At 66.1% G+C, this 13,139-nt stretch carries 15 protein-coding genes; 6 read left to right on the top strand and 9 right to left on the bottom strand.

What is annotated here, in order from left to right; translation table 11 throughout:
• The first annotated feature begins 142 nt into the window (after positions 1 to 142).
• Genes ACE3TJ_RS14220 through ACE3TJ_RS14205 form a run of 4 tightly spaced genes read left to right on the top strand, consistent with a single transcriptional unit; the run spans position 143 to position 3,797 of the window.
• Positions 143 to 1,249, top strand: coding sequence for a YjgN family protein (locus tag ACE3TJ_RS14220; RefSeq protein WP_374597238.1), 1,107 nt, complete (start codon positions 143 to 145; stop codon positions 1,247 to 1,249).
• A gap of 6 nt (positions 1,250 to 1,255) precedes the next feature.
• Entirely contained in the window at positions 1,256 to 2,299 is a 1,044-nt protein-coding gene (locus ACE3TJ_RS14215; RefSeq protein WP_374597237.1) for a M48 family metallopeptidase, read from the top strand.
• Between the two features lie 13 nt (positions 2,300 to 2,312).
• On the top strand, positions 2,313 to 3,035 hold the full coding sequence (locus ACE3TJ_RS14210) for an alpha/beta hydrolase (RefSeq protein ID WP_374597235.1): 723 nt from the start codon (positions 2,313 to 2,315) through the stop codon (positions 3,033 to 3,035).
• Entirely contained in the window at positions 3,036 to 3,797 is a 762-nt protein-coding gene (locus ACE3TJ_RS14205; RefSeq protein WP_374597233.1) for a tetratricopeptide repeat protein, read from the top strand.
• 2 nt (positions 3,798 to 3,799) lie between these two features.
• On the opposite strand, the gene ACE3TJ_RS14200 is transcribed toward ACE3TJ_RS14205, so the two are convergent.
• Genes ACE3TJ_RS14200 through ACE3TJ_RS14180 form a run of 5 tightly spaced genes read right to left on the bottom strand, consistent with a single transcriptional unit; the run spans position 3,800 to position 7,648 of the window.
• Complete coding sequence (locus ACE3TJ_RS14200) at positions 3,800 to 4,186, bottom strand: DUF6491 family protein (protein WP_374597231.1); 387 nt, start codon at positions 4,184 to 4,186, stop codon at positions 3,800 to 3,802.
• Positions 4,187 to 4,242: 56 nt separating this feature from the next.
• Positions 4,243 to 6,039 carry a gamma-glutamyltransferase gene (gene ggt / locus ACE3TJ_RS14195; RefSeq protein WP_374597229.1) on the bottom strand — a complete coding sequence of 599 codons (1,797 nt, stop codon included), beginning with the start codon at positions 6,037 to 6,039 and terminating at the stop codon, positions 4,243 to 4,245.
• A 17-nt stretch (positions 6,040 to 6,056) separates the two neighbouring features.
• Entirely contained in the window at positions 6,057 to 6,776 is a 720-nt protein-coding gene (gene gloB / locus ACE3TJ_RS14190) for a hydroxyacylglutathione hydrolase (RefSeq protein ID WP_374597227.1), read from the bottom strand.
• 6 nt (positions 6,777 to 6,782) lie between these two features.
• Positions 6,783 to 7,199: a VOC family protein gene (locus ACE3TJ_RS14185; RefSeq protein ID WP_374597225.1), complete on the bottom strand. Its 417-nt coding sequence runs from the start codon at positions 7,197 to 7,199 to the stop codon at positions 6,783 to 6,785.
• Positions 7,196 to 7,648 (bottom strand): acyl-CoA thioesterase, encoded by a 453-nt coding sequence (locus tag ACE3TJ_RS14180; RefSeq protein WP_374597223.1) that lies wholly within the window; start codon positions 7,646 to 7,648, stop codon positions 7,196 to 7,198. Before ACE3TJ_RS14180 ends, ACE3TJ_RS14185 begins: the two co-directional genes overlap by 4 nt.
• A 78-nt stretch (positions 7,649 to 7,726) precedes the next feature.
• Here ACE3TJ_RS14180 and ACE3TJ_RS14175 point away from each other — a divergent pair, with 78 nt between their 5' ends.
• Entirely contained in the window at positions 7,727 to 8,446 is a 720-nt protein-coding gene (locus ACE3TJ_RS14175; RefSeq protein ID WP_374597221.1) for an SIMPL domain-containing protein, read from the top strand.
• A 10-nt stretch (positions 8,447 to 8,456) separates the two neighbouring features.
• On the opposite strand, the gene dnaA is transcribed toward ACE3TJ_RS14175, so the two are convergent.
• Both dnaA and rpsT read right to left on the bottom strand, forming a co-directional pair.
• Positions 8,457 to 9,818, bottom strand: coding sequence for a chromosomal replication initiator protein DnaA (dnaA, locus tag ACE3TJ_RS14170; protein ID WP_374599413.1), 1,362 nt, complete (start codon positions 9,816 to 9,818; stop codon positions 8,457 to 8,459).
• A gap of 445 nt (positions 9,819 to 10,263) precedes the next feature.
• The gene (rpsT, locus tag ACE3TJ_RS14165) at positions 10,264 to 10,527 is read right to left on the bottom strand and encodes a 30S ribosomal protein S20 (protein ID WP_374597219.1); all 264 of its coding nucleotides are present in this window, start codon (positions 10,525 to 10,527) and stop codon (positions 10,264 to 10,266) included.
• A 184-nt stretch (positions 10,528 to 10,711) separates the two neighbouring features.
• Between rpsT and ACE3TJ_RS14160 the strand changes: the two genes are divergently transcribed.
• Complete coding sequence (locus tag ACE3TJ_RS14160) at positions 10,712 to 11,521, top strand: thioesterase family protein (RefSeq protein WP_374597217.1); 810 nt, start codon at positions 10,712 to 10,714, stop codon at positions 11,519 to 11,521.
• 6 nt (positions 11,522 to 11,527) lie between these two features.
• Here ACE3TJ_RS14160 and ACE3TJ_RS14155 read toward each other — a convergent pair whose 3' ends face one another.
• A complete protein-coding gene (locus ACE3TJ_RS14155; protein ID WP_374597215.1) occupies positions 11,528 to 12,307 on the bottom strand; it encodes an enoyl-CoA hydratase in 780 nt (259 codons plus the stop codon).
• A 13-nt stretch (positions 12,308 to 12,320) separates the two neighbouring features.
• Positions 12,321 to 13,124 (bottom strand): bifunctional DNA-formamidopyrimidine glycosylase/DNA-(apurinic or apyrimidinic site) lyase, encoded by an 804-nt coding sequence (gene mutM, locus ACE3TJ_RS14150; protein WP_374597213.1) that lies wholly within the window; start codon positions 13,122 to 13,124, stop codon positions 12,321 to 12,323.
• Positions 13,125 to 13,139: the final 15 nt, after the last annotated feature.

Raw genomic sequence — 13,139 nt, 5'->3', positions numbered from 1 at the left:
TTGAATGACGCGGGGCTTATGCCTTTTCCATGCCAAGGCTGGCAACAGGCGCTTTGCGATAGGGGCAGGCCAGCAGTCCCTTGTCACACGTCGATAATAAGCGCAGCATATCAAGTATTTCCGAATACGGGGGATTGTATTCATGGACGAGACCACTCCGGTTGATATGAAAACCGGTGAATTTGCCGACGGCATTACTTTCCACGGCCGCTGGCAGGAATTCCTGCCGATCGCGCTCACCAACCTGCTGCTCACCATCGTGACGCTCGGAATCTACCGGTTCTGGGCAAAGACGCGCGAGCGCAAATATCTGTGGAGCCGCACGCAGTTCATCGACGAACGGCTCGAATGGGCAGGCACGGGCAAGGAGATGTTCATCGGCTTCCTGATCGTGATGGCGATCTTCGTGCCGATCCTGCTGTTCTTCCAGTTCGGCCTGCAGGCCCTTATCCTGCGCGGTCAGGGCGTGCTTGCGTCCGTCCTCGCCATCGGCCTCTATCTGGCGCTCTTCTATCTCGCGGGCCTCGCCCTGTTCCGGGCGCTCCGCTACCGGCTGAGCCGCACCTACTGGCACGGCATCCGCGGCGGCAGCGATGACGGCGGCTGGAGCTATGCCGGTTCGGCCATGCTGAAATACATCATCGGGTTCGTCACACTCGGTTTCCTCGTCCCGTGGGCGATGGTGAAGCTGTGGCGGGAGCGCTGGGGCAAGATGAGCTTTGGCCCCTACGCGTTCGAAGCCGGTGACGGACCGGCCGTGCAAGGCCTGATGGGGCGTTATCTGCTCATCTATGCCACGCCCGTGCTGTGGGCGATCCTGGTCTTCGCGCTCGGAATGGGCACCATCTTCACGGCGGGCTCCAACCCCGATCCGCGGGTCATGGCGGGCATGATGGGGACATTCTTCCTTGCGGTGATCGGCTTTTATGCCCTCTTCTCGCTCGTCAGCCTCGCCTACTACGCCGTGTTCATGCGCAAGGTGGTGGGCGAGATGACGCTCGGGAACCTCAACTTCGCGTTCAATGCGCGCACGATGGACTGGGTGAAGCTGATCCTCGGCAACATCGCGCTCGTGGTCTTCACGCTCGGCTTCGGCATCATGTACCTCGGCTACCGGCACTGGTCGTTCTACGTGCGGCATCTCGAAGTGCAGGGCGAGGTCGATCTGGCGGCGCTGACGCAGTCCACCACGCGTATCAGAAGCGATGCGGAAGGCCTTGCCGACGCGTTCGACATCGGGGCAATCTGACGCCGGATGACTAACGCTTGGTTGTATGATGGCGAATCCGCGCTGCGCCGGAGCGTGAGGCTAGGCGCCCGCGACGGAACGCTGGAGATCGCGGGGGAGGACGGCGAGACGCGCGTCGCCCCCGCCGATCTCGTTTTCATCGAAAGCCGCACCGAAGAGCGGGTGTACGGACGGAAGGACGTGCTCGGCTGGCGGCTCGGCGTTCCCGAACCCGTTGCCGACGAGATTGCCGCGCTGCTTCCGAACGCGGCGCACTACGGCGGCTGGATCGACCGCATCGGCCTGTGGCGGGCGAGCGCCATCGGCCTTGCGGTATCGGCAGCGGTGCTGTTCGCGGTCTACCAGCTGCCGCACTGGCTGGCGCCGCTGGTGCCCGACCGCGTGATGAAGAGCTACGGCGACGCGATGGTCGGCGATTTCGGCGGCAAGTTCTGCGCCGGACCGGGCGGACAGGCCGCGCTCGACGCGCTCACCCGGCGGCTCGCGCCCGATGTGAAGGGCCTCAACGTCCGCGTCGTCGACCTGCCCGTCGTCAACGCCGCCGCGCTTCCCGGCGGAAACATCGTGATCTTCAACGAGCTGCTGAAAGAGGCGAAAAGCCCCGAGGAGTTCTCCGGCGTGCTCGCGCACGAGATCGCGCACATCGAGCACCGCGACGTCGCCGAGGCGATGGTGCGCGAGCTTGGGCTCGGGCTCGTGCTGACGACACTTGGCGGCGACGTCGCAGGCAATGTCCACGGCCTACTCTCGCTCAGCTACAGCCGCGGCGCGGAAGGTGCCGCCGATGCCGAATCCATCGCGATGATGAATCGCGCGCACATTTCCCCCGCACCGACGGCGGGCTTTTTCGAACGGCTCGCGAAGAGCGAGGACATGATCGGCGGCGCCGACATGCTCGTCTACCTCTCCTCACACCCGGTCTCGAAGGGTCGCGCCGCTGCCTTCCGCAAGGGCGCAGCGAAAGGCACGGCCTACACCCCCGCGCTTTCCCGCGACGAATGGGACGCGCTCGTCGATATCTGCCATAACGACCCCGACCGGCAAGACTGACGACAGGAGTTCCATGCCCACGATCACGTCGCGCGGCGGCATTCCGCTTGCCTATGCGCACCGCACGGGAACCGGCCCAACGCTCGTGTTCCTGCCCGGCTACATGTCGGACATGGAGGGCGGCAAGGCGCTTGCGGTGGATGCATGGTGCGCCGAAAACGGCCGTGCCTGCCTGCGCCTCGACTATTCGGGCTGCGGCGCGAGCGGCGGCGCGTTCAAGGACGGCACGCTCACGCGCTGGCGGGATGACGTGCTCGATGTAATCGCGGCGGTTGCGCCAGAGGGCCCGCTGGTGCTGATCGGCTCGTCGATGGGCGGTTGGCTGATGCTGCTCGTCGCGCTTGCGATCCCCGCGCGCGTTTCCGGTCTCGTCGGCATCGCTGCCGCGCCGGATTTCACCGACTGGGGCTTCACCGATGCCCAGAAGGCCGCCTTCGCGCGCGGCGAAGACCTCGTGGAGCCTTCCGCCTATTCGGACGAACCCTACGTGACAACCGCTGCCTTGTGGCGCTCGGGCGAAGCAAGCCGGTTGCTGGATGCGCCGGTCCCGCTCACCTGTCCCGCCCGGCTGCTGCACGGGCAGGCCGACCCGGACGTGCCGTGGTCCGTCTCGCTCCGGCTTGCCGAAGCGCTCGGTTCAGCGGACGTACAGACGCTGCTGGTGAAGGACGGCGACCACCGCCTGTCGCGGCCGCAGGACATTGCCCTGCTGCTGCGCGTGATCGAGGATCTGTAAATGCCGCTGCTTGCCGCCCTGATGCTGATGCAGGTGGTCGCGCCGCTGCCCGCCACGCCCGGCGCCGCCACGACGCCGAACGAACAGGCGCTGTATGCGGACTGTGTGCGCGCCGCGAACGAAGGCGTGCCCGGCGCGATCGATGCGGCGACGCAGTGGAAGAACGGCACCGGCGGGGTTCCGGCGCGGCATTGCCTCGGCCTTGCCTACATGGGCGCGAACCGCCCGGCGGACGCCGCGCGTGCCTTCGAGGACGCCGCGCGCGTGGCGGAAGCCCAAGGCAACCCCGCCGCCGCCGAGCTCTATGGGCAGGCAGGCAACGCGCTGCTGATCGCGGAGCAATATGCGCGCGCCGAAGTGGTTCTCAGCAATGCGATGGTGCTTGCCGCGCGGCGCCCGGCGCTGAAAGGCGAAATGCTGATCGACCGCGCCCGCGCCCGCGAGGCGCAGGGCAATGCGCTTGGCGCACGCTCCGACCTCGAACAGGCGGTTGAGCTTGCGCCGGATGATGCCCTGGGCTGGCTGCTGCTCGGTACGCTCGCCCGCCGCGAAGAACGACTGGACGCCGCCCGCCCAGCGCTCGCCAATGCACTGCGCCTCGCGCCCGATGACCCGGACGTGCAGCTCGAAGCCGGCAACATGGCGGCGATGGACGGCGACTATGCGAAAGCCCGCACGCTCTGGAACGCCGCTGTCAGGGCCGGACGCGACACGCCCGCCGGCAAGTCGGCCGATACCGCGCTGCTCAGGAACCCCGAATAGTTTTACTCGCCCTTGGGCGGCACTTCCCACGGCGTGAACGAGGACAGGCCGCAGCTTCCCGTGGTCATCCGGTTCGTCGTGTCGAACGTCGTGATGATGTCGCCCCGACAATATTGCGCCATCGACGAGCTGTGCCGGAACGCATCGTTCTTCAGGCCCCGGCAGCTTTGCGGGAAGTCCATCCGGTACACACGGCTGCCGCGCATGTGGAAGAAGGCGACATAGTCGTTCACGGCTTCCACACGGTCGACATCGCGCAACTGGATGCAGGTCACGGGCTCGCCGACGGCCTTGCCCGGCACGGCGGCAAGCGCCTCCTGACGCGCGGGGCCATCGTTCGCGGCGCAGCCCGCGAGGGCGACCGCAGTGAGCAGAAACAGACTACGCATGTGTTCAATCTCCACTGATCCCCGCTGTTTGCGAATTTAGCAGAGTGCAAAGGGGTTTAGTAGCCCGAGGCCTGCCCGTCCTTGCGCATTTCGGAGGCGCCCCAGTAGACGCCCGTATCGGGGTCGCGCCAGATCGCCTGATAGCCGCCAAAAGGCCCGGTGGTGTAGCGCACGGTGTGGCCACGCGTGCGCAGCGCCTCCGCGACCGACTGCGGCACGCCCGATTCGATTTCAAGAACGCCGCCGTCCGTCATCGGCGCACCACCTTCGGGATCGGTGGAGCCGTCGTGGTGGAAGCGCGCCGCGTCCCCCGCCGCCTGCACGCCCATGCCGAAGTCGACCATGTTGACGACGATCTGCGCGTGGCCCTGCGGCTGCATGGCGCCGCCCATCAGGCCGAAGCTCATCAGGGGCTTGCCGTCTTTCGTGAGGAACGCCGGGATGATCGTGTGGAACGGCCGCTTGCCGGGGGCGTAGGCGTTGGCGTGTTTCGCATCGAGATTGAACTGCGCGCCGCGATCCTGGAACATGAAGCCGAGCGTGCGGCCGTTCCCGTCGTCCGGCACCAGCCCCGAGCCCATGCCGCGATAGTTGGACTGGATGAGGCTCACCATCATCCCATCCTTGTCCGCCACGGTCATGTAGATCGTGTCCTTACCCGCGCCTTCGATGGCGAGGCCGGGCATGTCCGTCTTCGCGGCGTGGCCCATGTCGATCGTCTCGCGCTGTTTCGCGGCGCGGTCCTTCGAAAGGAGCTGCGCGAGGGGAATCTTCGCGAATGCCGGGTCCGCATAGACGCGCGCGCGGTCTGCGAAGGCCCGCTTCTTTGCCTCCACGAACACGTGCCAGAAATCCGGCGAAGCGCGGCCCATGGCTTTCAGATCATAGCCTTCGAGGATGTTGAGCATCTGGAGCGCAGCGACCCCCTGCCCGTTCGGCGGGAGCTCCCACACGTCGTAGCCGCGATAGTTGACCGAGACGGGATCGACCCATTCGGATTTATGCGCGGCGAAATCGCTGAGCCGATGCGGGGCGCCGATGCGGCGGAAATACTGGTCCATCGCCTGCGCAAGGCTGCCCTTGTAGAAGGCGTCGCGGCCGCCTTCGGCGATCTCGATCAGCGTCAGCGCGAGGTCGGGGTTTTTGAACACATCCCCTTCCTTGGGTGCTGCGCCGCCGGGCATGTAGACCCGGCGCATGTTCTCGATCTCCTCGATCACGCCCGCCTTCGCGAGTCTTTCGAAGTTCGCCGTGCCGGATTTCCAGCCATCCGCGATGAGTTCGCTGACCGGGAAGCCCTGCTGCGCATAGCGGATCGCGGGCGCAAGGACGCGCTGCATCGGCAGCTTGCCGAACTTGCCGTGCATTTCGAACCAGCCGTCGACCGCGCCGGGAACGGTCACCGAAAGTGCGCCCCAATCCGGCACCGTGCCGTCCCTGTCATCCCTTTCGCGCGGCACCTTCGCGGCGCGCGCTTTCAATTGCGCAAGGCTCTGCCCCGAAGGCGCGCGGCCCGAAGCGTTGAGGCCGTGGAGCTTCTTCGTTTTCGGATCCCAGATGATCGCGAACAGATCGCCGCCGATGCCGTTTCCGGTCGGCTCCATCAGGCCGAGCGCAGCATTCGCCGCGATCGCCGCATCGACGGCGCTACCGCCCTGCTTCAGCACATCGAGCGCGATTTGCGTCGCCAGCGGCTGGCTCGTCGCGGCCATGCCGTTCAGCCCGAGCACGGCGGAGCGCGTGGCGTGCGGTGCGCCCGAAGCGCGGTCGCCCTGATCCTTCAGGGGTTCGGCAGCGAGGCTGGCCGTCGATAGCATAAGAGCCCCCATCGCAAGCCCGGCAAGTCGCTTCACGGCCTTGTCTCCCCTCTTTAGCGGAAATTGTCCTTCGCGGTGCGCCGCGCCGCGAGCTCGGCGACATCGCCGGCGCGCGTGAACGGGTTCGTCGCGCGTTCGAGGCCGATCGTGGACGGCACCGTCGCCTCGCCGCGCCCGCGCATCGCGACGACCTCCGCCTGACGCGCGGCAAGCGCGGTGTTCTCCGGCTCGGCGGTGAGCGCGAAACGGCCGTTCGATTCGGTGTATTCGTGCGCGCAGTAGACGCGCGTCGCATCGGGCAGCGCCATCAGCTTGCCGAGGCTGTCGAACATCTGCGCCGCCGTACCTTCGAACAGCCGCCCGCAGCCCATCGCGAACAGTGTATCGCCACAGAACAGCACGCCGTCGAAGCTGTAGGCGATATGCCCCGCCGTGTGGCCGGGGACATCGATGACACGACCCTCTGCCTTGCCGATCCGCACCATATCACCCTCACCCACGGCGCGGTCGATACCGGTGATCTTCGCCGCCTCACCCGCCGGTCCGGTGACGGTGCAGCCCGTCGCAGCCTTGATCTCCGCGTTGCCGCCGACGTGATCCGGGTGCCAGTGCGTGTTCAGAATCTGCGTGATCCGCCAGCCGCGCGCAGCGGCTTCGGCGAGCACCGGTTCCGCAACCGCGGGATCGACCACGGCAGTCTCGCCGCTCGCCGCATCGTGCGCGAGCCAGACGTAGTTGTCGGAGAGCACCGGGATGCGGACGATTTCAAGCATGGCGGCCTACCAGACGCCCGTGTTCGGCATCGAAGCCCACGGCTCGGCGGGCGCCTTCGCCTCGCCCTTCTGCAGAAGCTCGACCGAGATGCCGTCCGGCGAGCGCACGAACGCCATGCGGCCGTCGCGCGGCGGGCGGTTGATGGTGATGCCGCCGTCCATCATGCGCTGGCAGTCCGCGTAGATATCATCGACCTCGTAGGCGAGGTGCCCGAAGTTGCGGCCGCCGGTGTAGACCTCCGGGTCCCAGTTGAAGGTCAGCTCCACCTGCGCCTCCTCGTCGCCCGGCGCGGCGAGGAAGATCAGCGTGAACCGGCCCGCTTCGTGATCCATGCGGCGAATCTCGTGCAGCCCGAGAAGCCTGTAGAACGCGAGGCTCGCTTCGAGATCGCTGACACGCACCATGGTGTGGAGATATTTCATGCCGCAGCCTTTTCCGCCCGGAGCGGGCGCCCTTCATACTCTTCGAAACAGCGGACCACCCAGTCCGGCACCGGCGCCGGCGCACCGCGCGCTTCCTCGACGTTCACGGCCACCTGCTCCCCGATCGCCCGAAGATCGTCTGCGCCTCCGCCGTGAATCTCGTAATCCACGATGATAGAGCTGCTGCCGATGCGGCGGCAGCGCAGGCAGATGTCGATCATCTCGTCGAGCAGCACCGGTTTCTTGTATTCCACGACATTGCGCGCGACGTGGAAATCCGGCCCCATCGCCGTCGGCGAGAGCGCGTAGATGCCAGCGGCACGCCAGTATTCGGTGATGCCGATATCGAGATATTCGAGATAGCGGGAGTTGAAGACGATACCCTGCGGATCGCATTCCGCGTAGCGGACGCGCTTGGGGAACGAGAACCGGAAATCGGCGCGCGGCATGGAGCCCTTTCTTCGTTCAGCTGTTGTGCAGCGGCAAGGCGCGATAGGATGCGCCGAAACCGCTTTATGGGGCACACAATGGCCGCTGACACGACCAACCGCAACTCATCACTCATCATAGCCGCCGTCGTTCTGGCGATCGGCGTCATCCTCGGCGGCTATCTGCTGGGCGACGGGCTGAAGCGCGCGAAGCTCGCCGACCGCGCCGTGATGATGCGCGGGCTCGCCGAGCGCGACGTGACCGCCGACCTTGCCACGTGGACGATCCGCACGCTGTCCACCGGCAGCAATTTCGAGGCAGTGCAGGCCGACGCCGCACGCGACGCGGACGTGATCCGCGCCTACCTCGGCGAGCACGGCTTCAGCGGCGCGGACATCCAGCCGGCGGGCATCAGCGTCAACCAGTGGAACAACAACGGTATCGATCAGATACAGGTGCGCCAGCAGTTCCGCCTGCGCACCACGAAGATCGCCGAAGCCAAAGCCGCACACGCAGGCCAGGCCGCGCTTCTCGCGCGCGGTGTTGCGCTCGAAGATGGCGGGCCTTCGATCGCCTACAGCTTCACGAAGCTCAACGACGTGAAACCCGCGATGATCGCGGAAGCCACCAAGGACGCACGTAAGGGCGCCGAGCAATTCGCCAAGGATTCGGGCGCGAGCGTCGGCGGCATCCGCTCGGCGAGCCAGGGCTATTTCTCGATCCAGTCGCGCGACGGCGATTCGGGCGGCCCGGCAGACGCTTCACCCGAACAGAAGGTGCGCGTGGTGACGACGGTGGAGTTCTACCTGAAGGATTGAGGCCGACGCCTCAGGCGTCGATGATGCGCGTCAGCCGCGTGATGTCGGCGTCGAGTTCGCTGTCGTCGGCGCGGAGTTCCTCGATGCGTTTCACGGCGTGCATCACCGTCGTGTGATCGCGCCCACCGAAGCGACGGCCGATGTCGGGCAGCGAGCGCGGCGTCAGGCGCTTGGCGAGGAACATCGCCACCTGACGCGGGCGCGCGACCTCGCGCGCGCGGCGCGCCGACAGGAGATCGCTGAGCTTGATCGCGTAGTAATCGGCGACCTTGCGCTGGATCTCGTCGATCGTGACCTTGCGGTCGTGCGCCTTCAGCACGTCCGCCAGAACCTGCCGCGCGAAATCGAGGTCGATCGGCTTGCCGACCAGCGTCGAGTAGGCGACGATGCGGTTCAGGGCACCTTCGAGTTCGCGCACGTTCGAGGTGATCTTGCGCGCGAGGAAGTCGATCACGTCCTCGCCCACGGTCGCACCCGGCATCCGCTTCATCTTTTCGAGAAGAATGCTGAGACGAAGCTCGTAGTCGGCCGGATTGATGTCGGCGACGAGGCCCCACGCGAGGCGCGATAGGATGCGGTTCTCGATGCCTTCGAGGTTCTGCGGCGAGCGGTCGGCGGTAATGACCAGCCGTTTCCCCGCCGAGATGATCTCGTTCATCGTGTGGAAGAATTCTTCCTGCGTCGAATCCTTGCCGGCGATGAACTGCACGTCGTCGATCATGAGCAGGTCGGCAGTGCGCAGCTTCTGCTTGAACGACAGCGTGTCCTTGTCGCGCATCGCCGAGACGAACTCGACCATGAACTTCTCGGCCGACATATAGACGACCTTCGCACCGGGCATCGCACTGCGGATCTGCCAGCCGATGGCGTGCATCAGGTGCGTCTTGCCGAGACCCGTGGTGCCGTGGAGGAACAGCGGGTTGAAATCGATGGGGCCGCCCTCGGCGACCGTGCGCGCGGCGTTGTAGGCGAGCTCATTGGCCTTGCCGACGACGAAGCTGTCGAACGTGTAGCGCGGCTCGAGCGCGACACCGAACGCCGGCGCCTCGCGCACCGCCGCAGGGACGGCCACGGGCTGCTCCGGCTCGGGGACGGCAGCGGTTCTCAGACCGTTCTCGACGACGATGCGGACGTGCTGGATGGCCGCCGACTGCGCCGCCCAGAGCAGCCGCAGCCGCTCGGCGAAGTGATTGCGAATCCAGTCCGCCGTGAAGTGCGTCGGCGAGCCCAGCGTCACCGTGTCGGCATCGACGCTGACGAGTGCGAGCGGCTTCAGCCAGCTATCGTAGGTGCGGGTGCCGTACTCGGCGCGCAGGTGCGCGCGAATCGTCTGCCAGATCGATTCGGCCGAATCGGTGCCGGACAGGAACATGGAGACGCCCTGCGCCGAACCGCGACCGGCCATCGCCGACACGGCTCGTTCACCCGCCTGCTTGCCCGTCATATCCCCCAAAACCCAGCATCCTCAGACAAAGGCACGCGCGGCGACTCGCCGAACGCAAAACGTACGAAAACAGCATCGCCCCACCGGGAAGCTGGTGGGAACGCGGCTTACTCTTGCGTCACTTTGGGGAAGGAGCGAACTCCCCTTTGGCGCGAGGCCGGGGGCACATTAGGCAGGCCGCGGACAGGCTTTCAAGGGTCTCCGCGTGCAACGAAAATGAAATAAAAGGTTTGACAAGGACGACCGCCGATTCGCCGCTTCAGACCCTTGGAAAGGCATGGTCCGTAACGCTTGCAGAACGAATCGGGAATGTGTCCCAAACTAAAACGCCGCCGGAATCCGGCGGCGTTTGAACCTTGAAATCAAAGGATTTTCAGGCGAGCGCCTTCACGCGCTTGCTGAGTCGCGAGATGGTCCGCGCAACCGTGTTCTTGTGAAGAACGCCCTTGGTGACGCCCCGCATCATTTCCGGCTGGGCTGCCTGCAGCGCGGCGGCGGCCTCGTCCTTCTTGCCGCTCGCGAGCGCGGCCTCGACACCCTTCACGAAGGTGCGGATGCGGCTGACGCGCGACTTGTTGATCGCCTGACGGCGGGTGTTGCGACGGATGCGCTTGCGCGCTTGCGGTGTATTCGCCATCGAGTCCTCAGAATGATCCTGATCCGGACCGGCGCACGGGCCGGCTGGACGCGAGGGAGACCCGCGCCCGGGAAAGCGGGCCTCCTACTAGGCGCCGCCGCCCTCGTCAAGCACGCTTTGCCGCCGCCTTCCTCACAAGTTTCGGGATATACAGCGGCAGACCTGCCGATAGGCTCCGCGCGCTATGACCAGCAAGGACGAAACCGTGGGAACAAGCCTGGGCGCCATGCTCGCCGCCGCGCGCACCGGAGGCGATGGAGCGATCTACACAATCACCGAGGAATGGATGCAGGGCCGCACCACCTACGGCGGGCTCTCGGCCGCGCTGTGCCTTGCCGGAACGCTCTCCGCGCACATGGACCTGCCACCGCTTCGCTCGGCGCAGATCGCGTTCATCGGCCCCGCCGGGGCGGATGTGACGGCACGCTGCCGCGTGCTCCGCCAGGGCAAGTCGATGACCTATATGGAAGCCGACCTTCGCCAGGGCGAGGCGCTGGCGACGCGATGTATCTTCGCATTCGGCAGCAACCGCGAATCGGTCATCAACCTCAACCACTTCCCGATGCCCGCCGTATCCGCCCCAGAGGCGTGTGAGCCGCTATGGCGCAAGCGCACGCCGCTCAACTTCCTGCAGCAGTTCGATGCGCGCATGGCCTTCGGCGGCCGCTCCGCCGACGGCACCGGTAATGGCGACATCGCATACTGGTTTCGCCTGCGCGATCCGTCCGGCATCCCGCCCGCCGTGCGCCTGCTCGCGCTCGCCGACACGCCGCCGCCCGCCGTGATGCCGATGTTCACTGCCTTCGCCCCCATCAGCACCGCGACCTGGCAGATCGAGGTGCTGGATACGGAGGCGAGCGGCGAAGGCTGGCACCTCATCCGCTCAACCGCCGAGACGGGCGCGAACGGCTACACCTCCCAGACGATGGGCATGTGGGACGAAAGCGGCCACCCCGTGCTCGCGGGGCGTCAGATGGTGGCGCTGTTCGGCTGAAGACGCCTATTTTCCTGTGAACTTCGCTTCGCGCTTCTCCAGGAACGCGGCCATGCCTTCCTGCTGGTCGGCGGTGCCGAACAGGCCGTGGAACAGGCGGCGTTCGAAGCGGACGCCTTCGGACATCGTCGTCTCGTAGGCGCGGTTCACGGTTTCCTTCGCGGCCATCACCGCGAGCGCGCCGTAGTTCGCGATCTGCTCGGCCGCCTTGATCGTTTCTTCCATCAGCTGCTCGGGCGGATAGACGCGCGCGACGAGGCCGATACGCAGCGCCTCTTCGGCATCGATCATGCGGCCGGTGAGGATCATGTCCATCGCGACCGCCTTGCCGACGAAGCGCGTCAACCGCTGCGTGCCGCCCGACCCCGGAATGACGCCGAGCTTGATCTCGGGCTGCCCGAACTTCGCCTTCTCGCTCGCGAAGATCGTGTCGCACATCATCGCGAACTCGCAGCCGCCGCCGAGCGCGAAGCCGTTCACCGCCGCGATCACGGGCTTGCGCGTCCGCGTCAGCTCCTCCCACGTCGCGGTGATGAACTCTTCAGAATAGACGACGGAGAAGGTCTTGGGCTGCATCTCCTTGATGTCCGCGCCCGCCGCGAACGCCTTGCCGTCGCCGGTGAGGATCATCGCGCCCACATTCGCATCGGCTTCGAACGCGCGGAGTGCAGCGGTGATCTCGCTCGTCAGCTGGTGGTTGAGCGCATTAAGCGCTTCGGGCCGGTACATGGTGATGATGCCGACGCGGCCGCGCGTTTCCACCTTCAGGCACTGATATTCGGACATGGGCTGGTCTCCCCTATTTCTGACAGGATGGGCAATAAAAGCTGGAGCGTCCCGACTGGACGATGCGCGCGACAGGCGCAGCGCAGCGCACACAGGCCTCGCCCTCGCGCCCGTAGACGCGGAATTCGTGCTGGAAATAACCGAGTTCGCCGGCCACCTGGCGATAATCACGCAAGGTCGAGCCTCCCGCCGCAATGGCGCGTTCGAGTACTTCGGGGATCGCAGCCGCAAGTTTCGCAAGCTCGGCACGCTTCACCTTGCCGCCCTCGCGCGTGGGCGCGATGCCCGCGTCGAACAGCGCCTCGCACACGTAGATGTTGCCAAGCCCTGCGATCAGCCGCTGATCGAGCAGCAGCGCCTTCACAGGTGCGAAGCGCCCCTTGAAGCCCGAAAGGTCGACCGGTGCACCCAGCGGCTCCGGCCCGAGCCCTTTCATCAGGAAATGACTGTCGAGGTCGTCCGTCGCCACCAGATGCACCGATCCGAAGCGGCGCGCGTCATTCAGCACGGCGCGGCGGCCCTCGTCGGTCTCTATAACGATATGGTCGTGCTTCTCTTCGGTTTCGGGATCGACACGCATCCGGCCCGACATGCCGAGATGCAGGATCATCGTGTCCCCGCGATCGGTGTCGATAAGGCCGTATTTAGCACGCCTGCGGATGCCGGTAACGAGCGCGCCCGTCAGCCGCTGGCGCAGGTCCGCCGGGATCGGCCAGCGCAGGTCCGGTCGCCGCGCCTCGACGCGCGCGAGGCGGCGGCCGTCGAGGACCGGCCTCAGGCCGCGCATCACGGTTTCGACTTCGGGAAGCTCAGGCATTGCGTATGGCGTCTA

Origin of the sequence: Sphingosinicella sp. (genome assembly GCF_041916975.1) — a bacterium.
GTDB lineage: Bacteria > Pseudomonadota > Alphaproteobacteria > Sphingomonadales > Sphingomonadaceae > Sphingosinicella.
This window is presented reverse-complemented; position numbering and strand designations above follow the sequence as displayed.